Genomic DNA, 18601 nt, shown 5'->3' with positions numbered 1-18601 from the left:
ACAATTTCAGATAATTATAGCAAACAAAATAATGAACAATAGTAACAAGACGCAACGAGCTAATTATCTGTCTACAATTGCACCACCACAGAGTCTTTTCGATCATTTTTTAGCCAGACATCATCATGCTACGTGAATTAGTACATATTTACTCAACAACCACCTTCACCCTCGGTTTTGAGAGAATAATTTTGACTAACTCAATATACGTCACCGGTTTATAGAAATAGTACCCCTGCTGAAACGTGATATTATTTTTGTTCAGGTAATCGAGTTGCTCCTTCGTTTCGACACCTTCGGCAACAATACTGATAGAAAGTCTTCGCGCCAGATCCAGCACACAGTCCAGAATTCGGGTGGAATCTGGATCTGCGTTGACCCGACCAACGAAACTGTGATCAATCTTAATATAATCGATGTGCAGATCATGGAGATAAGAAAGTCCCGAGTACCCCGTACCAAAATCATCCAGCGCAATGACAAAGCCATTTTCATGCAGAATATTTAGTCGCTGGACAAGGTTTTCATCAACATGCAAAGCTTCACGCTCAGTAACCTCAAGAACGAGATTCAAATCATGGCGCGTGAAGCTGTCCCGGTATTTCAGACACTCTTCAACAAACGTAGGCGAAATAATATGTGAGGCGCTAAAATTAATCCCTACATGGAAACCTTCCGGCAGTTTACTTGCGATCGCGTTCATTTGTGTGGCGACCTGGTTCATCAGACTTTGGGTGAGCGGAACTATCAACCCTGATTTTTCAGCAAGTGGAATAAATGCTGCGGGTGAAATATATCCTCCGCTAGGATGTTTCCACCTGGCAAGTACTTCTACGCCGCGTAACGTCCCTTCCCGGCCATTAACCACGAGTTGGTAAAAAGGTACAATTTCACCATTGCTTATTGCTCTACGCAGGATCTCTTCAGGTGTGTCACTTTTGTTAAAATATTTATCAAGCAAAAAAGCAGCAGAACAGGAGATTAACAGGCTGAATATCAAAATACCCAAACCTTTATCGATAAGTCTGGTGAAATTAAATAGTGGCGGTTGGTTATAGATAATACTGAAATGATATTCTGTGGAATTTACCCGTCCAGAAAATTGATGGCTGCCATTGAGAGTTGTCACATCTCCTGACGGTCCAATAATGCTATTCCCCACGCGCAAAGTATATTTCACCCCCTTCAACGGCACATTGAGCGCCCCGCGGATATGCTGGTCACTAATTGTCACCAGGATACGCGTATCAGCGAATTGAATCTGATAAAGGAGGATGGGTAATCTATTTACGGTGTCGATCGCCGGAGCCAATAGCAAATTGTTGTCAGATATAACAGGAATACGGGATAGCAGAACCCGATTACCTGGTAGCGATGTACACCAGACTGCACCTTGTTTGAGAATGATGATCGTCCGCAGATGTGGTTTCAGCGCAGCCTCTGTACCTAGTTGGTATTGTTCATCCAGATCGCACCTCTTCCCGGCAATTTTCATTGCCGTTCGAGTCGCCTGTGACGCTTCCTCAAGAATATGATTAATGTTGTTAGCGGCGTACCTCGCCCCCGCCAGGCTCTCTGCTTTTGCGGAATACCAGAGCTGAAAATTCAAAATAGACACACCAGTAAGAAACAAGCACACCGCAACGAGGATGGGGATAAGTGTATTGCGCATTTGCGTGTCCCGGGGCCATTATTTTGTGTTCATTCGCTCAATCTGGCGTCTACAAAGAGCATGGTAGAGAGAACCAGAAATATCCATACTCTTGATGAAATTTTGCCCTCTATGCCGTAACTTAAAGCAGAGAAAAAGCATTGGACAACAAAACGGAACAAGAATATTGGTCAGGCAAAGTTCTCTGTGTCCCCTTCACTTTTATACATAAGCTATCAATAAGTAAGGATATGATGAACTGGCACAACGTCGATGGGGCCTCGCTGGTAAGGTGGGTGTTAATTTTCCAGTACGTGCCCCCGCGTCTTTTCTTCGATAGCGGCGGCTCCAGATCATAAGATGGAGATGCCAGACCATGTCGCTCAATAGCCACATCCCAAATCAGCACCAATACATACAGCAAAATCACTAGAATGAATGTGAAACACGGATAGCAGTAATATAAGCCTTACACGTTAAAACAAGAAAAATAACTTTTTCTGATGAACTTACCTAACCAATTAGAATTAAAAAGAAATCACTAATCGCTATATTTAGCAAGTCGGACTATAGGGACAATATAATACAGACTCTGGTTACATAAGACGTTCACTTTTCACAAACCACCACGTTACAAATTGTAAAGATTAACTCTTCCAGTTTGCATTCAACTTGTCTGGTCATATCTAAATAGATATGTAAAATTGATAACGGCTGGTAATCATTCAATACTCGCACTATAGAAAGTTCGCCAGCCTGCCGCAGGCACGTGCTTTCATATGACGTGTCTGCGGTTTCGTTGTGATATTTAAATAGTAGTACTGGTGAATTATGAGCAATCCGAATCCATGCCTGACGTGTGGTGCCTGTTGTGCATTTTTCCGCGTCTCTTTTTACTGGGCCGAAGCTGATGATGCAGGCGGCACCATACCGGCTCATCTGACTGAGCAGATATCCCCTTACCACCGATGTATGCGCGGTACTAACCAGAAGAATCCACGCTGTGTTGCCCTGGCTGGAACGCCTGGAAAAAACGCCTGCTGCACAATATACAAGAATCGCTCATCCACATGTAGAGAATTCGCCATGTCTGGCGAGCATGGAGAAATTAATGAGGCATGTAATCGCGCCCGAGCTAAATATGGGCTACCGCCAATTTAAAACCGCGCCTCCTTAATAAGGCATTCAGGTGTCAAAATCAACCATACCGCGACATTATTGTTGCGGTTTAATTATTAACAATGAAAAATGAAATCATAAAATAACGCATCGACAATAATTAACATCGTTAAAATTAAATATCCTTGCGTGAAAATAGAATATTTTATATTCCCATAGACGAATTTTTTCATGTTATGATATAATATAATACGATGAAAAAACACAAGTTATCAACTTGTCGGTAATGTAAATAAATTTCGAGGAGATCATTCCAGTGGGACGTAAATGGGCCAATATTGTTGCTAAAAAAACGGCTAAAGACGGTGCAACGTCTAAAATATATGCAAAATTCGGTGTAGAAATCTATGCTGCAGCTAAACAAGGTGAACCAGACCCTGAATTAAATACATCTTTAAAATTCGTTATTGAGCGTGCGAAGCAGGCACAAGTTCCAAAACACGTCATTGATAAAGCAATTGATAAAGCTAAAGGTGGCGGAGATGAAACGTTCGTACAAGGACGTTATGAAGGTTTTGGCCCCAATGGTTCAATGATTATCGCCGAAACGTTAACTTCAAATGTTAACCGCACGATTGCTAATGTTCGCACAATTTTCAACAAAAAAGGCGGAAATATCGGAGCGGCAGGTTCTGTCAGCTATATGTTTGACAATACTGGAGTGATTGTATTTAAAGGAACAGATCCTGACCATATTTTTGAAATTTTGCTTGATGCTGAAGTTGATGTTCGCGATGTGACCGAAGAAGAAGGAAATATCGTTATTTATACTGAGCCTACAGACCTTCACAAAGGAATTGCAGCGCTAAAAGCAGCCGGAATTACTGAGTTCTCAACAACAGAATTAGAAATGATTGCTCAATCAGAAGTTGAGCTTTCACCAGAAGATTTAGAAATCTTTGAGGGACTTGTTGATGCCCTTGAAGATGATGATGATGTTCAAAAAGTATATCATAACGTTGCAAATCTCTAATTATGAATTTAAGAAATCTGCCTTTATGGCAGATTTCTTCACCTTATCTTAGATTTACCTAAAAACTCCGCATTAAATCCAGTACCTCTACCGCTCCCGGCATGTTAAGGCATTAGCGCTTTCTGATTTCAGTGATGTAGGTAATGGCAGCATGTTCAACAAAATTGGACACGTCGTCATAGGCTTCTTTGCCGACGGGAGAATTGAATGCTGCGATAGCATCTTCAAGTGAGTCGAACCACAGTTCGGAGAAACCGTCGACGGGGGAATCGGGATATTTTTCCCGATCGATGGGGTTGAGTACATAACCTTTTAAGCCGGGGAGTCTGAGCGCTATCGCTGTATGTACCTCATCCCAGTATTTAACAAAATCGTCGAAGCTCTGTCCTTTTTTACGGGTAAGAAAGCCCACATGTTTGAAACCGTTAGCAGATGACATCATATTCTCCTCTGTATTAATTCATGTTTTTGTAAAACTGGCCGGCGAAATCCGGCATCGTCTTGCAATTTAGATGAAGCGTAATAGAGAAGGTGACTATGGCTGTTTTTCTTCGTGCGATAAACACGCTTTCACTCGTCTCTGAGTAGACATAGATTCTACAAATCGTTTTCAATTTATTGTAAAATAAATCTATGTATACAGGGCTAATACCTCTCACGGACAATTATGAGAAGAACAGATCATCTGGGGGGAATTACGGCTTTTGTCGCCACAGCCCAGCAAGGAAGTTTTACGGCAGCAGCGGAAAAGCTGGGGCTGACAAAGTCTGCCATAGGAAAAAGCGTCAGTCGTCTGGAAGACCGCCTCGGGTTGAAGCTTTTTCAACGTTCCACCCGTCGGTTGAGCCTGACGCCTGATGGCGAGCGTTTTCTTGCCAGTTGCCAGAGCGCAATAGATATCCTGGAGCAGGCTGAGGCGGAACTGACGTCACATACCTGCCAGCCCTCCGGGCGCCTGCGGGTAGATTTACCTGCAGCCTTCGGACGACAGCGCATCCTTCCTATCCTGCTTGATATCACCCGACGCTACCCCGAACTGGCGTTGACCGTTACGTTCAGCGAGCGGTTCGTTAACCTGATTGATGAGGGGATCGATCTTGTCGTTCGCATTGGTGAGCTGTCAGACAGCAGTGGGCTGGTTGCCAGAAGACTGACAACCCAGAAGCTGGTGATCTGCGCCTCTCCAGATTATCTGTTCAACCACGGCGAGCCTGTCAGTATCGATGACCTGAATCACCATCAGTGCGTTGTCGGCTTTCGCCGTAACCAGCCTGTTTCGTGGTTGCTGAAAGAGGGGGATGGTCAAATCAGCCGCTTTGTCCCTCCGCCGACCCATGAGTTTGCCGATGGTGACGCGATGCTCGCTGCTACCCTGGCGGGAGGGGGATTGTCGCAACTCCCCCTCTGGTTGGTGGGCAGATATCTCGACGAGGGTAAATTGCGGGAAGTGCTGCCCGGACACTCCGGCGGGGAGATGCCTATCAGCGCGCTGTGGCCAAAAAGCCGCCAACTGCTGCCCAAAATCCGCTATGTAGTGGATACCCTGGTCAGGGCTGCGGAAGACGGCCTGCTTGATTAATTATTCCCTGCTATCGGACCAGAAGGGGTAATCCGTATAGCCTTTTTCATCTCCGCCGTACATCGTTGCCCGGTTAACGTCATTCAACGGCCAGTCATTAACCATTCGTTCCACAAGATCCGGGTTCGCAATGTAAGGCCGACCAAAACCAATCAGGTCAGCTTTCCCCTCCTGGAGATATGCTTCGGCACGCTGCTTATCAAAGCCACCAGTAATAATCAAAGGTCCGGAATAAGCTGCACGAAATTTTTCAATAAACCCGGCAGGGATGGCCTGTTCTCCCAGTGTTTGCTGGTCGCTCAGATGAACATACGAGAGAGAACGGGCGCTGAGTTTATCAGCAAGCATCAGCCAGGTTTCTTCCTCGCCATCAAAAGGACGCATGTCAAACAGACGCCCGAAGGGAGCCAGGCGGATACCCGTTTTACCTGAGCCGATGGCCGTAGAGATTGCGTCAGTCACTTCCAGAACAAAGCGCAGGCGATTGTCAGTATCCGCGCCACCGTACTCATCCTTGCGAGTATTCAGCCCACCATTAATAAACTGCTCAAGCAGATAGCCATTGGCGGCGTGGATCTCAACACCATCAAAGCCCGCCCGAATAGCATTTTTAGCGGCCTGAACGTAATCCTGCACCACGGCTTTAATCTCGGGGCTCGACAGCGCACGGGGTTCCGATACCGGAACCGGACCGGGTTTGCCGTTTTCGTCGCGTGCGTAGCAGGTGGAATTATTGGCTTTAACTGCCACCGAACTGACGGGGGCCTGTCCATTAGCCTGCAAACTTGTGTGAGAAATTCGCCCGACGTGCCAAAGTTGAATATAAATTTTTCCGCCAGCGTCGTGGACCGCTTTTGTAACTTTTCCCCATCCCTGCACCTGAGCATCGCTGTAGATTCCGGGAGTGAAAAGATAACCCTGTCCCTGGACGGAGATTTGCGATCCTTCTGTAATAATGAGCCCTGCAGATGCGCGCTGCTGATAATATTTTGCAGTCAGTTCATCTGGAGTATCGTCTGAAATTGCCCGTGAGCGGGTCATTGGTGCCATAACGACGCGATTTGCCAAGTTAGTGTCACCGACCTGAAACGGGGTAAATAATTTTTCCATTTTTATCTCCTTTACTGGAGGAAGTATGATGGTCTCAACGACGTAATAAAAAAACAGCACTCTGGTCCGAACTAAGTAGACATAATTTCTACATTTAGTGTTCTCTCAGTATTAAGCCGTCATATTTTTGTTTTTAGGTGATGTCCCACGTGGAGATAAAGCCTGCCGCAAAGTTGATGAAGGCTCAGTACATCTGCTTCTGGCACATAACAGTCTTCCAGACAGCGGTCGATATATTCACTCGGCCCCGTATCAGTTCATCCAGTGCGGTTGCTTTGTTCATGGCTTTGATGATGTCCCGTTTCAGGAAATCAATATGTCGGTTATCCAGCTCAAGAAAATGCTGCTGCACCACAGGGGTATTCCGTCGAGAATACTGGCAATTTCACCTGCAATCCGTGAAAGCACAAAAGTACAAAATGCGGTTTCCACCACTTCAGCAGAGTCTCTGGTATTTTCAGCTCCTGTGCGTCGGTCTGCGCACGTGTAAGTTCTGAATAGTACGGACATTCGCACCAAAAATGTCAGCCGACTGCTTTTTGTTGACTTCCATTGTTCATTCCACGGAAAAAACAGAGAAGGAAGCAGCAGAGGCCAAAAAGCCCATTTTCAGTAACTGTCGTTTCCTTTCTTTTTAGGCGGTGTTTTAAATAAAAACATTAAGTTACTGTGAAGAAGAACGAAACGCCTTAAACCGGAAAATTTTCATAAATAGAGAAAACCCGCGCGCCTTCCCCCGTAGTCTGCCGGATTGCCGGAAAGGGCCTGCAAAATTTTAGTCACCAAGTCCAGTTATAAGAGGAGCATTCCTGTCTCATATTCTCTTTTTCTGCTCCTCACTCTGAGGGAAATAACGATTTTTGGAAGTAATAGCAACCGCAACAGTCTTGCGTAATGATGGCGGCATCATTCATCTCTCGCAGTCTTACGCCTCTCTTCTTTAATCTTGAAATGTGACGGAGTTCATTTATCGAGTAACGGCAATGCCCAGAAACCAGCATTACAGGCCGATGTGCCACAGGCGACGCCAGTTGTTATTATCAATGGATTTCATATCCTCACCCCGATGTGCGCGAATGGTGCAGTATGTTTGAAAAGATCGGAGTCTACGGGTTAGTTTTTACAGCAAACATTGTTCACAACAACACTAAAAAACAGAAATTTAAAATAATAGGGTTAAAACCCATGTATTAAATAATAATGCGCGATATGTTTTGTTATTTAGTGTATTGTATACGACCATTTACACAGGAAAAGCCTATGTCAGAACGTAAAGACTCAAAATCACGCCGTAATTATCTCGTTAAATGCTCCTGCCCAAACTGCACCCAAGAATCAGAACACAGTTTTTCCAGAGTACAAAAAGGTGCCCTTTTAATCTGCCCTCATTGCAACAAAGTATTCCAAACAAATCTTAAAGCTGTTGCCTGATTTTTGATTACTTATCAAGAGCTTTGATATTTTAATAATATATTTAAATCAGATAAGAAAAAACCCGCCTGAGCGGGTTTGAGATTGTGGTGCTTTTTGTGGGAGTCACCCACTTACGCACTTTGTTTTACTATGCCAGCAGTTAGCTTCTGCTATTAAACTATTCATACAGCAAACCTGTACTTCACCACAAAATGGGATTCTATATCCATTACTCTATCTGCATCTCTACTCAGGCATCAGCCATCTTCGTTATCGTATACAGTCGAGTCCTGGATTTTAATCGGTAATTATAACATTTGCTGCCGCAGGACCTTTAGCACCACTCTCTACAGAGAAGGTAACCTTTTGACCTTCAAATAAGGTTCGATAATTATCATTCTGAATCGCAGAAAAATGCACAAACACATCTTTACTACCATCAACAGGAGAAATAAAGCCGAAACCTTTATCAGCGTTAAACCATTTTACTAAACCAGTCATTTTATTTGACATTCTACATTCCTTAACTTGAGCCTTTCGGCATAAATGGTTTGTATAACAGAAACGACTTCGTACTTAATTGGAGAGACTCAAAGAAGGAATAAGTGAATAACACCTGAAATGAGAACTGCTTTAGTAAACTACTTCGTATATCGTCTGTTCTTCAAACCGACGCAATCATTAACGCATAGTTGTACACATAGAAGCAATGTTTATTTTAGACATCCAGCCACCCCTCCAATTTAAAACACAAAAAACTCTCATTAGCGGGTTTTCTACTTTTTCTCAACACCGGATATACAAAGCCCATCGTTGAGAAAATCTCACCCATGTTTTTTGAAGCAAAAAGCAAGCATCATGCCGCCATCTTCGCTGAAAATTATTTATATTGTCAATTTCCTTAACTGCACCTCACATACGCTTCTTCCTGCCAGCACTTTGTAACCAGTTTATCAATAACGTCAGCATATCCTTTATCCCATTGATAATCCGTCATGTCTGGAACCAGCTTCTGGACATGACATCGCACCTGGGGGGCGGTAAACGACTAAACCAATTTCCATTGCAACGTCCGCACATCTTATAAACAGGCACGCCATGAAGCCGGATTCTTTTTTATCCAGGACAATACCTTTACCCTTACACCCTCTGCTCACCGTGCTGACTTCTCCCTTGCCATGACAATACTGACATAGTTTCTTCTCCCACCAGGTAGACGGTATATCCGAGCAGCGTTGGCATTTCGGATAACTTCAGCTCAGGTTTACGCTTCACCTCCACAGAGGTCAAACGCTGGATACAAAAAATTGTATGTGCGCATAAACGTCCCTGTTTAGCGCAGAAGCCACCGGAGTTGTTCAGGCTCCGATAGGGTAATTATGCCGTTTTGATTTCCCAAAAACATCGATACAGTTAAAATACTTTTACTCTCTGGAAGCCTTTCTTAGCTCTCTTGGTGTTATCTTAAAACGATTATGGAATCTTTCAGTAAAACTGAGAAGGACACTTATAACCATTTTCTCTGGCAATCTCGCTTATGGATTTTATAGTCGTTTGTATAGCAGACAACGCATTATTTAACCTCACATCGTCCAATATACTTTGAAAACTTACCCCCCTGTTTGCCAGACGGCGATGTAATGTGGAAACAGAAATGTAGAGATATCTCGCAACCTTGTTTGCTGTCCATTTTGCTCCTGGTTCGGATAGCAGCAGGTTATAACAACGACTTATCAGTGATTGTTTACTATCTGATAAAAGTAAATAATTAGCATGATTTACTCCTAACGAAAGTAGAACAGCCATTGCTAAATGCTCCTGAATTTGAGTTGAGAAACCTCGAAAAATAGATATTTTTAGCTGCTCCCAACAATATATTAACTCAGGGTTCTGAGGTAAACAGAACCCTGTTTTGTTACGTGTTTGATCAGTTACCGCAAAAAATTTTTGGAATTTTTCAATTAGTTCAATGGGAAGTAAAGCATTTCTGCAAGATAAAGACCTGCTTCTGGATAATTCGCAATATAAAACTCATGTCCACATGGAAATAACATTATTTGATTATTATCAACAGTCAAACTATGCGTCTCCCAATTGATAATTTTTTCCCTGACGGATACGGCATAAAGCTGGCATAATAGCCCTAACCCTATGAGTCTCATGATGTTTATGCATCCGTATTTCTTCAATCTTTAGGTTGGTCTTACCTTTTGCCAGCATACTCTCACCCTACTTTATCTCATAAACTGGTGTTATCTCAGCGGTTGTGATTTTATTGGCATTAAGCATATAACCAACTAACGCTCCGCTGGAATTAGAATCTACAGGAATCTTGTCAGTTTTCAGAGCCCATACTTTAAACTGGTAATGATGCGGTTTATCCCCTTTCGGAGGACATGCACCACCAAATCCGGCATAGCCAAAATCATTTCGGCCTTGAACAGCACCTGTCGGCAGTTTTGTACCATCACGTCTTCCTGCATCAGCAGGCAAATATGTTACTGTTGCTGGAATATTAACAACAGTCCAGTGCCACCAACCACTACCAGTAGGTGCATCTGGATCATAAACAGTTACGGCGAAACTTTTAGTGCCCTCAGGGACACCAGACCAGGTTAATGAGGGCGATATATTGCCACCTTCACACCCAAATCTGGAAAAGATATGAGACTTTGTAAGTTGTTTTCCTGTTTTCATTTCACTACTTGTGACCTGAAACTCTGCGGCCTGCGCAGAAAATGTGATGAATACCAATACACTTGAAACGATAAGTTTTTTCATAAAAACCTCTTTGTTATGACCTATCGTTATTTTATTTGATATTCCTTTATCTCATTATGCATAAAGACGCAATGTTCATGCAAAAGCAATCATAATTATAAAATAGACCCCAGCATTAGCCATAATATGCACGAATCATATTGATGTTATCTAAATAGATTTTAGGTTTATTATTAGTCATGCTGGCATAAGTTAGTATGATTTATAGACGGCTATTCTTGAACCAGAATACGCGCAATTTCACTGACAAGGATTTTTTACATCTTGTTGAGTTTCCTAAGATACCTCCTGTTGTACAACTCTTAAGTTGCCGTTAAATTCGCTAAGAAAATTTCATCCGATAAGTCAAGGCATGTAAAATATGAAAATTAACAAAATACTATCATCCGCAACATTATTGTATGGTATGTCAGTAGTCATGTCGGTCGGGAATTGTTCAACAACTGTCCAGACTAATCTTCCTGGTTACACCCCTGGTGCAGATGTCATTAATGTTTCATCGACCAGAAACCAGGTCGATCTTATTGGTGATGTTGTTTATTCCCAGATAAAAGGGACTCGTTCTGTCAGACAGCTTCACATGTCAGTTCTTGTCCCGCGAACAAATGATTTGAAACCAGCCATTATTTACTATCCTGGCGGCGGGTTCATGTCTTCTGAACATGACAAATTTATTGAAATGAGAATGGCTCTGGCAGAAGCTGGTTTTGTTGTAGCCGCTGTAGAATACAGAACAATTCCTGATACATTTCCAGCGCCAGTTGAGGATGGAAAAGCTGCAATACGTTACCTGAGAGAGCATGCCAGCGATTATGGGGTTGATCCTCAAAGAATCGGAGTTCTGGGTGACTCTGCCGGTGGATGGCTTGCCCAGATGATGGGAACTACAAATGGTGACAAAACCTTTGATAAAGGTGACTTTCTTCAGCAATCATCAGATGTTCAGGCAGTTGCCACACTTTATGGGATTTCTGACTTGTTGAATATTGGTGAGGGGTTCCCTGAATCAGTGCAGGAGGTTCATCGATCTCCTGCCGTAACCGAAGCTTTAATGATCAATGGCCCTGCATTCAGAAGTTTTGCGGGAGCCCCCATCACAGCGTCAAAAGAAAAAGCGCTAAACGCCAGCCCAATCGGACATATGAAAGGAGTAAAACCCCCATTTCTTATTATGCATGGTAGCAAAGACACTCTGGTTTCACCGGAGCAAAGTGCCAAACTATTCAGAATGTTGAAAAAGAACGGCAATAATGCTGAGTACGTGCTGGTAGAAGGGGCTGAGCATGGAGATAATACATGGTATCAGCCAATTATTATAAACAGGGTTGTTGAGTGGTTTACTAAAAATCTGGGAGTCCCTATGAAAACCACCACCCAACAACAAAACCCAAACGCTAACCTGTAAAAAGCAGCCCGCATTTACATGCGGGCTGACATATTCCATTTGATTAAAAAGAAATTATTTTTAATGTGGTGCGCTTCGTGACAACAAGTTAATTACCAACACTCCGGCACAAATCAATATCATGCCTATAATGGCTGGCAGATCCAGACGTTGGCCGAAAAATCCCCAGGAAAGTAAACTAATCAGGACTATACCGACTCCTGACCAGATAGCATAAGCAATCCCTGTAGGAATATAAGCCAATGTTTGAGCTAATAACCAGAATGATGCACAGTAACAAATAATTGTACCAACAGAGGGCCATAACCGTGTAAAGCCATCTGAATACTTCATTAAGGTTGTACCAATCACCTCTGCAAATATTGCACCACCAAGATAAATATAAGGATTCATAGCATAGTCTTTCCTGTTAATACCGGAGAGAATTGTACTACAGTTTGAACTTAACTCACCGGTTTCATCCCGGTGCATTCATTGATGTTCGTTTATATACCATCGATAACCTGAATTCCTGTCTGCGCCACTTTAGCCACTGCCTGATTTATACTGGTTACTGAAACAGAAAGCCACAGAGCAGAAGGTGGCGCCATGGCACCGGACATTATCCTGCTGCGTACCGGGATCGACGTGAGGGCTGTCAAACAGGGAGATAATGCGTGGCACAAATTACGGCTCAGCGTCATTACCGCTTCTGAAATTCACAACGTTATAGCAAAACCCCGTTCAGGAAATAAGTAGCCTGACATGAGAAGTACATGCCGAGTTTTGACGAGATGGTGCCGGAGTTCATCAAAAAAATGGACGAGACATTGGCTGAAATTGGTTTTGTATTTGGGGAGCAATGGCGATGAAGCATACTCACGATAATATCCGCGTAGGCGCGATCACTTTCGTCAAACCGATCGTTATCATGATAATTGAGGTAAAGAATGGCGCAAAGTAGCGTTGTGAAAATTTAAACGTCTCAACGCCTCCTTGAATTTCTCACCCCATATGAAAAAGAACCAAACAGCCCGCTTTGAGCGAAAAACGAACTATGATATTAGCAAGAAAGCATCACTGTTAATATTCGAACAATTAATGCTCAGCTATTTCTCTATTATTTACAATCAGAAAGGACGTGTAATGGGTAAGGTTGATGAACTAAAGATGAAATATCCGGACGCGAATGCCTGGCAAATGGGCGACAGCCCTGAACTGGCTAACGAGCTTGCAGCACTTATAGAAAAAGGGATTAAAACGGCCTCCTGTGGCTCTTATGCCTCTTATCAGAAGGAAGAATTTGCCCCAAGGATTGGGAGCTATAACATCATCCTTGACGGCCAGGATGTACCGGTATGCGTGACCAGGCTGGTGTCGATGCAACTGGTGTGTTTTTGTGATGTTACTGCCGAGTTAGCTCGCAAGGAAGGTGAAGGCGATTTGAGCCTTGAATATTGGCAGAGAGAGCATCAACGATTTTTCACCCAGGAAGGTCATTTTTCTGAAGATATGGAGTTGATTATGGAAGAGTTTGAAGTTGTTGAGGTTCTGTAAGATGAGATAAACGAGCTGACGTTATATCAATTGGCATTTATAACAATGTCCGCACCTGACACATAGCGGATCTAAATATTAACGAGCGTCCACCAAATAGAGGAATGTCTAATAGGAACCTGGCCGTAGAACTGTCATCTGACTGACCAACCGACCCCAAACAACTAAGAGGTTTTGATAACTTATTTTGATAACCGTTAGCAAACTTACATAAAACAACGGGCGTGTCATACGCCCGTTACAATATTTAACACATGTAGTGATTACATGTTTTTGATGATCGCATCACCAAACTCTGAACATTTCAGCAGTTTAGCGCCTTCCATCAGACGTTCGAAGTCATAGGTTACGGTCTTAGCGTTAATTGCGCCTTCCATACCTTTAACAATTAAGTCAGCCGCTTCAACCCAGCCCATATGGCGCAGCAGTATATAAAAACATTAAGTTCAATTCATTGATATTTAATGATAAAAATTATTTTATTGTCTTTTTATTAGCCAAAATCAACTTTATTCAACCGTTTGATTTCATTGACGTTCGTTTTTATTTTGGGGAAAGGTTTTATCTACCATTTATATCAAAATTACAAGCCTACATTTTATTAACATCTCAATACATGTGAGGCCTTGCAGACCTTTGTGAGGCCTTATGTGTCTCAGTTTTGTCCCTCTTTTTTGTACTAAAAAACATAGTAATTGAGGATAAACCTCATGCTATTTTCGCTTATATGCCTCTAAAGGCATGGCACTTAAATAGATAAAAGCACCACAAAATCATAAAAAAACCACACAGTAAAACCGCAATATGAAACAATAACAGATAATTAAACCAAAAACAGATAGCGCATTGTGATAATCATTCAATACTAAACAAAATATAAACAGTGGAGCAATATGTAATTGACTCATTAAGTTAGATATAAAAAATACATATTCAATCATTAAAACGATTGAATGGAGAACTTTTATGCGGGCGAAACTTCTGGGAATAGTCCTGACAACCCCTATTGCGATCAACTCTTTTGCTTCTACCGAGACTTTATCGTTTACTCCTGACAACATAAATGCGGACATTAGTCTTGGAACTCTGAGCGGAAAAACAAAAGAGCGTGTTTATCTAGCCGAAGAAGGAAGCCGAAAAGTCAGTCAACTTGACTGGAAATTCAATAACGCTGCAATTATTAAAGGTGCAATTAATTGGGATTTGATGCCTCAGATATCTATCGGGGCTGCTGGCTGGACAACACTCGGCAGCCGAGGTGGCAATATGGTCGATCAGGACTGGATGGATTCCAGTAACCCCGGAACCTGGACGGATGAAAGTAGACATCCTGATACACAACTCAATTATGCCAACGAATTTGATCTGAATATCAAAGGCTGGCTCCTCAACGAACCCAATTACCGCCTGGGACTCATGGCCGGATATCAGGAAAGCCGTTATAGCTTTACAGCCAGAGGTGGTTCCTATATCTACAGTTCTGAGGAGGGATTCAGAGATGATATCGGCTCCTTCCCGAATGGAGAAAGAGCAATCGGCTACAAACAACGTTTTAAAATGCCCTACATTGGCTTGACTGGAAGTTATCGTTATGAAGATTTTGAGCTAGGTGGCACATTTAAATACAGCGGCTGGGTGGAATCATCTGATAACGATGAACACTATGACCCGGGAAAAAGAATCACTTATCGCAGTAAGGTCAAAGACCAAAATTACTATTCTGTTGCAGTCAATGCAGGTTATTACGTCACACCTAACGCAAAAGTTTATGTTGAAGGCGCATGGAATCGGGTTACGAATAAAAAAGGTAATACTTCACTTTATGATCACAATAATAACACTTCAGACTACAGCAAAAATGGAGCAGGCATAGAAAACTATAACTTCATCACTACTGCTGGTCTTAAGTACACATTTTAAGAACGCCAACTAAAATTTCCCCGAGGTGAAAATCGCCCCGGGGAATAACTAGCCATTTCAATGTAACAATTAACCCTTAAAATAAACCCAGAAGGTTATTAACTAAATCACATAGAAAACCATCAATTATAGTGTGTATAAAATAGGCGACAGCAACCCAATTACAAATTAATGGTTCCAGAATATCACATCAAAAAACACGCTGTATAATATTATAATTAACATGTAGACAACTTGTAATAAATATTATCAGTCAATTGTTTTGTTTATTCCATCTGTGACGCCGATTATTTTCTCAAAATAATGAGATGGCGTGACACCATAATAATCTTTAAATGCACATATGAAATATGAAGTACTGTTATAGCCACATTTCTGGGCTACGACATTGATAGAATAAGAGTTTGAAGTTATGAGTTTTTTTGCATACCTCATCCTAGTATCTCTCAATATTTCAGTAAATGACGTTCCTTCATCCCTTAATCTTTTTTTTATTAAACTTTCACTCGTATAAATCAATTCCGCAATATCTTTTAAATGCCATTGCCGCTCAATATTAAAACTGATTATTCCAGTAATTTTACAGGTAAATGTATTTATATTTGTTAGTATAAATGAATTTACACTTTCGCGTTTTTTGAACATGGCAAGTAAGGATATACATAGTCTTTCTTTTAACCAAAGGGAGTGTGAGTCTGCTATTTTAATCCCTTCAAACAGAGAAAAAACAAGCGATAATGGAGGTTCCTCTTCAGCAATATAGCCATTCTTATCAAGAGTAAATTTGCCAGGCAACTCATTATTCACGTCGATAAAAAAGGATAAACATGTTTTCTTATCTATATCAACAATTCTTAGTTTATAGGGGCATACTGGTAACTCTCTTCTAATTTTGTCGCTTACAATAAACAATGAATTTTTTTTGAACGAGATAACTCTCCTGTTTATAATTAAATCAAATGATTGACAGATGAAAACTACGGAGCAAACATAATCCATCTTGCACCTATCATAAAATTAAAACAAGTTGATAGTAGTCAAATAACAACCAATTAAATACACAATCATAATCAGGATGATGTGCATTTATATTTTTATACACAAAATTATAGTTTGCAAATTTTAATAAATTTCATTTAAGATTAAATTATTATATGTATATTGTTTTTTATTCTAACGTATTTCAAAGTTACATTTTTTCAACGATTACTATGCTTTTTATTAACATAAACTCACTACAACGCACCTGAAACCTCTTGCTATATATATGTCAACCGTTTGAATTTAAAATAAAAAGAGTATCATTTTTACTTGCATTTCTTATCAAGTCACATTCAACAACAGTAAAAAAACATTATTAGAACCATTCAATTAACAAAAAACCAACATCCAGCTTGCTTAATTTTTCTTTATTAAACGATATTGAAAATCAATTGATAAAATACATCTAAACAACCTTTTGGGGCGCAAAAGCATAACATCAAACAAACAAATAACACACCGAAAAAACTCACAATTAATAACCTATGATATACATACTGTTTATTATGGTTGAATAAGCCACTCGATATCTGGTGCTACGGAAGTGTCCACACGGTTTAGCAGCATCCGATACTTTTTCCAGGCTTCCAGCAACGGGGTTTCTTCCTCCGTTGCATATACAGCTCACCTTTTTTCACCCACGATTAACCAACAGCCAGACCAGCAGACACGCCACCACCGGCACAGCAAAATCCATCAGGCTTGCCACATCCCATGCACGTGTATCAAAACCGCCCCACCACGGCATATTCATTCGCTTGCCATGCCCGAACATTTCGATCCAGCGATATTCTGCCTGGGTGTGTTCACGCGCAATGAAGAACGTACAACCGGCTATCGCTCCGTAAGCCCAGTTCCCGGTAAAAAGACCAATCAGTAGCTGCGCAGCCACAGCACAAAGTGCATGAAGGAAAGGTGTTATATCCATTTTCATCCTACCCAATAAAATGGGGCGCTCGGCCCCTTAATATTATTTAGACGCAAGCACCGCCTCAATTGCAGATAATCTTTGTCTTAATTCTGCGTTTTCTTCTTCCAGTGCTGTTATCCTGTCGTCTGACTCTCTGGCTACCTGAACAAGCAAGCCAGTAACACCAGAATAATCTACAGTGTAATACCGTTCACCTTCTTCTCCATCTAATCCACTCCCGCCGTCTGGATATTTCATCATAGCCCCTACGGCTTCGGGGATGGCTTCCAGGGTTTCTTGTGCAATAACACCAGCGTAAGGCATACCGTTTTCTTTAAGCGTGTATGTATAGCCGTTCATTTTACGAATGCGGTCGGTTGCATTATCGATCACCTGAATATTGTCTTTCAGATCCCGGTCAGAGCCTTGATTAAATGCACTTGCATTGCACGCGCCGTTAACCGTTAATTCGTAGGTATTGCTGGTAGTTTTCTGTGCGTAGAACATATACAGAGCCTCATCTACGCCAACTTCATAAACAACCGGACGGCTAGAACTACCCCATAGTCTAGTTGTTACGCCAGCGTGAGCGGTTCCCTGTGTGTTTAATGTCATGGTTGACCCATGATTAGCGTATTTGATTTGTAATGTGTCTGTGTAATCAAATTTAATAATGGCGTTATCAACACGATTCCCATAAGACATGAGGCACTTACCCATTTTTAAGTAACCTTCATTTCCTGGGAAAATCAATGTCCCACCGTAAAGATCGCTAAAATCCCAGAAGATACCTTTTGTTCCGTTGTGTGTGACAATCCTTGTCATTGTATCTTTAGTGCCGTCAATATTTTTTCTGGTGTACATCTCGCTATAAGCGTTTTCGGTTTCTCCTGCCTTATTTGACAAGTGAATCTTACCGCTAAATATAGTTCCAGTGGTCGGCAATGCCTTTTGATCATAGATTACATTGCAATAACTATTCCATGTTGTTTTATTGTCTACATATGATTTTGTTGCATAGCTTCCTTGATCAGTTTTTAGTTTACTAACATCGGATTTTAGCGTTTTGATGTCATCAGGAATTACTGTTTTTGTAACCATTG

Annotated in this window: 17 protein-coding genes and 8 pseudogenes; 9 read left to right on the top strand and 16 right to left on the bottom strand. The window is 41.7% G+C overall.

The genetic code is table 11. The annotated features are described in order from the left end of the window. Positions 1 to 148: 148 nt before the first annotated feature. Both A31E_RS16435 and A31E_RS26735 read right to left on the bottom strand, forming a co-directional pair. Complete coding sequence (locus A31E_RS16435; RefSeq protein ID WP_016248626.1) at positions 149 to 1672, bottom strand: cyclic diguanylate phosphodiesterase; 1524 nt, start codon at positions 1670 to 1672, stop codon at positions 149 to 151. 672 nt (positions 1673 to 2344) lie between these two features. Next, positions 2345 to 2430: pseudogene (locus A31E_RS26735) on the bottom strand (capsid protein); the annotation flags it as partial. Positions 2431 to 2482: 52 nt separating this feature from the next. Here A31E_RS26735 and A31E_RS0122400 point away from each other — a divergent pair. Together A31E_RS0122400 and A31E_RS16440 are read left to right on the top strand one after the other, a co-directional pair. Continuing rightward, positions 2483 to 2812: a YkgJ family cysteine cluster protein gene (locus A31E_RS0122400; RefSeq protein WP_032240664.1), complete on the top strand. Its 330-nt coding sequence runs from the start codon at positions 2483 to 2485 to the stop codon at positions 2810 to 2812. A gap of 274 nt (positions 2813 to 3086) precedes the next feature. After that, positions 3087 to 3803: a YebC/PmpR family DNA-binding transcriptional regulator gene (locus A31E_RS16440; protein ID WP_000532916.1), complete on the top strand. Its 717-nt coding sequence runs from the start codon at positions 3087 to 3089 to the stop codon at positions 3801 to 3803. Positions 3804 to 3915: 112 nt separating this feature from the next. On the opposite strand, the gene A31E_RS16445 is transcribed toward A31E_RS16440, so the two are convergent. Continuing rightward, positions 3916 to 4242, bottom strand: coding sequence for an EthD family reductase (locus A31E_RS16445; protein WP_001516246.1), 327 nt, complete (start codon positions 4240 to 4242; stop codon positions 3916 to 3918). Positions 4243 to 4470: 228 nt separating this feature from the next. Here A31E_RS16445 and A31E_RS16450 point away from each other — a divergent pair, with 228 nt between their 5' ends. Then, a complete protein-coding gene (locus A31E_RS16450; RefSeq protein WP_016248625.1) occupies positions 4471 to 5382 on the top strand; it encodes a LysR family transcriptional regulator in 912 nt (303 codons plus the stop codon). On the opposite strand, the gene A31E_RS16455 is transcribed toward A31E_RS16450, so the two are convergent. The 3 genes and pseudogenes from A31E_RS16455 to A31E_RS23990 form a co-directional block, all read right to left on the bottom strand. Further along, on the bottom strand, positions 5383 to 6492 hold the full coding sequence (locus tag A31E_RS16455) for an alkene reductase (RefSeq protein WP_001516244.1): 1110 nt from the start codon (positions 6490 to 6492) through the stop codon (positions 5383 to 5385). 184 nt (positions 6493 to 6676) lie between these two features. Beyond that, positions 6677 to 6983 (bottom strand): annotated as a pseudogene (locus A31E_RS0122395) (terminase small subunit); the annotation flags it as partial. A gap of 475 nt (positions 6984 to 7458) precedes the next feature. Further along, a pseudogene (locus A31E_RS23990) lies at positions 7459 to 7536 on the bottom strand (holin); the annotation flags it as partial. A 216-nt stretch (positions 7537 to 7752) separates the two neighbouring features. Here A31E_RS23990 and ynfU point away from each other — a divergent pair. After that, on the top strand, positions 7753 to 7923 hold the full coding sequence (gene ynfU, locus A31E_RS26190) for a putative zinc-binding protein YnfU (RefSeq protein ID WP_001405948.1): 171 nt from the start codon (positions 7753 to 7755) through the stop codon (positions 7921 to 7923). A gap of 279 nt (positions 7924 to 8202) precedes the next feature. On the opposite strand, the gene cspB is transcribed toward ynfU, so the two are convergent. The 4 genes and pseudogenes from cspB to A31E_RS16465 all read right to left on the bottom strand — a co-directional run bounded on the left by cspB (position 8203) and on the right by A31E_RS16465 (position 10686). Continuing rightward, complete coding sequence (gene cspB, locus A31E_RS16460) at positions 8203 to 8418, bottom strand: cold shock-like protein CspB (protein ID WP_000066486.1); 216 nt, start codon at positions 8416 to 8418, stop codon at positions 8203 to 8205. A 371-nt stretch (positions 8419 to 8789) separates the two neighbouring features. Next, a pseudogene (locus tag A31E_RS25690) lies at positions 8790 to 9113 on the bottom strand (antitermination protein); the annotation flags it as partial. Positions 9114 to 9329: 216 nt separating this feature from the next. Then, a pseudogene (locus A31E_RS0122385) lies at positions 9330 to 10125 on the bottom strand (helix-turn-helix transcriptional regulator). A 9-nt stretch (positions 10126 to 10134) separates the two neighbouring features. Continuing rightward, complete coding sequence (locus A31E_RS16465; RefSeq protein ID WP_016248622.1) at positions 10135 to 10686, bottom strand: kinase inhibitor; 552 nt, start codon at positions 10684 to 10686, stop codon at positions 10135 to 10137. A gap of 361 nt (positions 10687 to 11047) precedes the next feature. Between A31E_RS16465 and A31E_RS16470 the strand changes: the two genes are divergently transcribed. After that, positions 11048 to 12091: an alpha/beta hydrolase gene (locus A31E_RS16470; RefSeq protein ID WP_001516240.1), complete on the top strand. Its 1044-nt coding sequence runs from the start codon at positions 11048 to 11050 to the stop codon at positions 12089 to 12091. Between the two features lie 60 nt (positions 12092 to 12151). On the opposite strand, the gene emrE is transcribed toward A31E_RS16470, so the two are convergent. Further along, positions 12152 to 12484 (bottom strand): multidrug efflux SMR transporter EmrE, encoded by a 333-nt coding sequence (gene emrE / locus A31E_RS23985; protein ID WP_001070432.1) that lies wholly within the window; start codon positions 12482 to 12484, stop codon positions 12152 to 12154. Positions 12485 to 12679: 195 nt separating this feature from the next. On the opposite strand from emrE, the pseudogene A31E_RS26730 reads away from it, so the two are divergent. From A31E_RS26730 to A31E_RS0122380, 3 genes and pseudogenes are all read left to right on the top strand, one after another. Further along, positions 12680 to 12826 (top strand): annotated as a pseudogene (locus A31E_RS26730) (exonuclease); the annotation flags it as partial. A gap of 106 nt (positions 12827 to 12932) precedes the next feature. Next, the gene (locus A31E_RS25685; protein WP_306799841.1) at positions 12933 to 13034 is read left to right on the top strand and encodes a DUF1317 family protein; all 102 of its coding nucleotides are present in this window, start codon (positions 12933 to 12935) and stop codon (positions 13032 to 13034) included. A 182-nt stretch (positions 13035 to 13216) separates the two neighbouring features. After that, positions 13217 to 13627: an ASCH domain-containing protein gene (locus A31E_RS0122380; RefSeq protein WP_001516236.1), complete on the top strand. Its 411-nt coding sequence runs from the start codon at positions 13217 to 13219 to the stop codon at positions 13625 to 13627. A 263-nt stretch (positions 13628 to 13890) separates the two neighbouring features. Here A31E_RS0122380 and A31E_RS23975 read toward each other — a convergent pair. Further along, positions 13891 to 14058 (bottom strand): annotated as a pseudogene (locus tag A31E_RS23975) (NADP-dependent isocitrate dehydrogenase); the annotation flags it as partial. 535 nt (positions 14059 to 14593) lie between these two features. Between A31E_RS23975 and ompT the strand changes: the two are divergent. Continuing rightward, positions 14594 to 15547, top strand: a complete 954-nt coding sequence (gene ompT, locus A31E_RS16485; RefSeq protein ID WP_001201818.1) for an omptin family outer membrane protease OmpT — start codon at positions 14594 to 14596, stop codon at positions 15545 to 15547. 249 nt (positions 15548 to 15796) lie between these two features. On the opposite strand, the gene appY is transcribed toward ompT, so the two are convergent. The 4 genes and pseudogenes from appY to A31E_RS16500 form a co-directional block, all read right to left on the bottom strand. Beyond that, positions 15797 to 16546 (bottom strand): DNA-binding transcriptional activator AppY, encoded by a 750-nt coding sequence (appY, locus tag A31E_RS16490; protein WP_016248620.1) that lies wholly within the window; start codon positions 16544 to 16546, stop codon positions 15797 to 15799. Positions 16547 to 17092: 546 nt separating this feature from the next. Continuing rightward, positions 17093 to 17203: pseudogene (locus A31E_RS0122375) on the bottom strand (tail fiber assembly protein); the annotation flags it as partial. 19 nt (positions 17204 to 17222) lie between these two features. Continuing rightward, on the bottom strand, positions 17223 to 17516 hold the full coding sequence (locus tag A31E_RS16495; protein ID WP_000355602.1) for a hypothetical protein: 294 nt from the start codon (positions 17514 to 17516) through the stop codon (positions 17223 to 17225). Positions 17517 to 17558: 42 nt separating this feature from the next. Continuing rightward, the gene (locus tag A31E_RS16500; protein ID WP_001516234.1) at positions 17559 to 18599 is read right to left on the bottom strand and encodes a tail fiber domain-containing protein; all 1041 of its coding nucleotides are present in this window, start codon (positions 18597 to 18599) and stop codon (positions 17559 to 17561) included. Between the last annotated feature and the right edge of the window lie 2 nt (positions 18600 to 18601).

Origin of the sequence: Escherichia sp. KTE159 (assembly GCF_000408805.1) — a bacterium.
GTDB classification, from domain to species: domain Bacteria; phylum Pseudomonadota; class Gammaproteobacteria; order Enterobacterales; family Enterobacteriaceae; genus Escherichia; species Escherichia marmotae.
The sequence above is the reverse complement of the archived record's forward strand: the minus strand, read 5'-3'. Positions and strand labels throughout refer to the sequence as shown.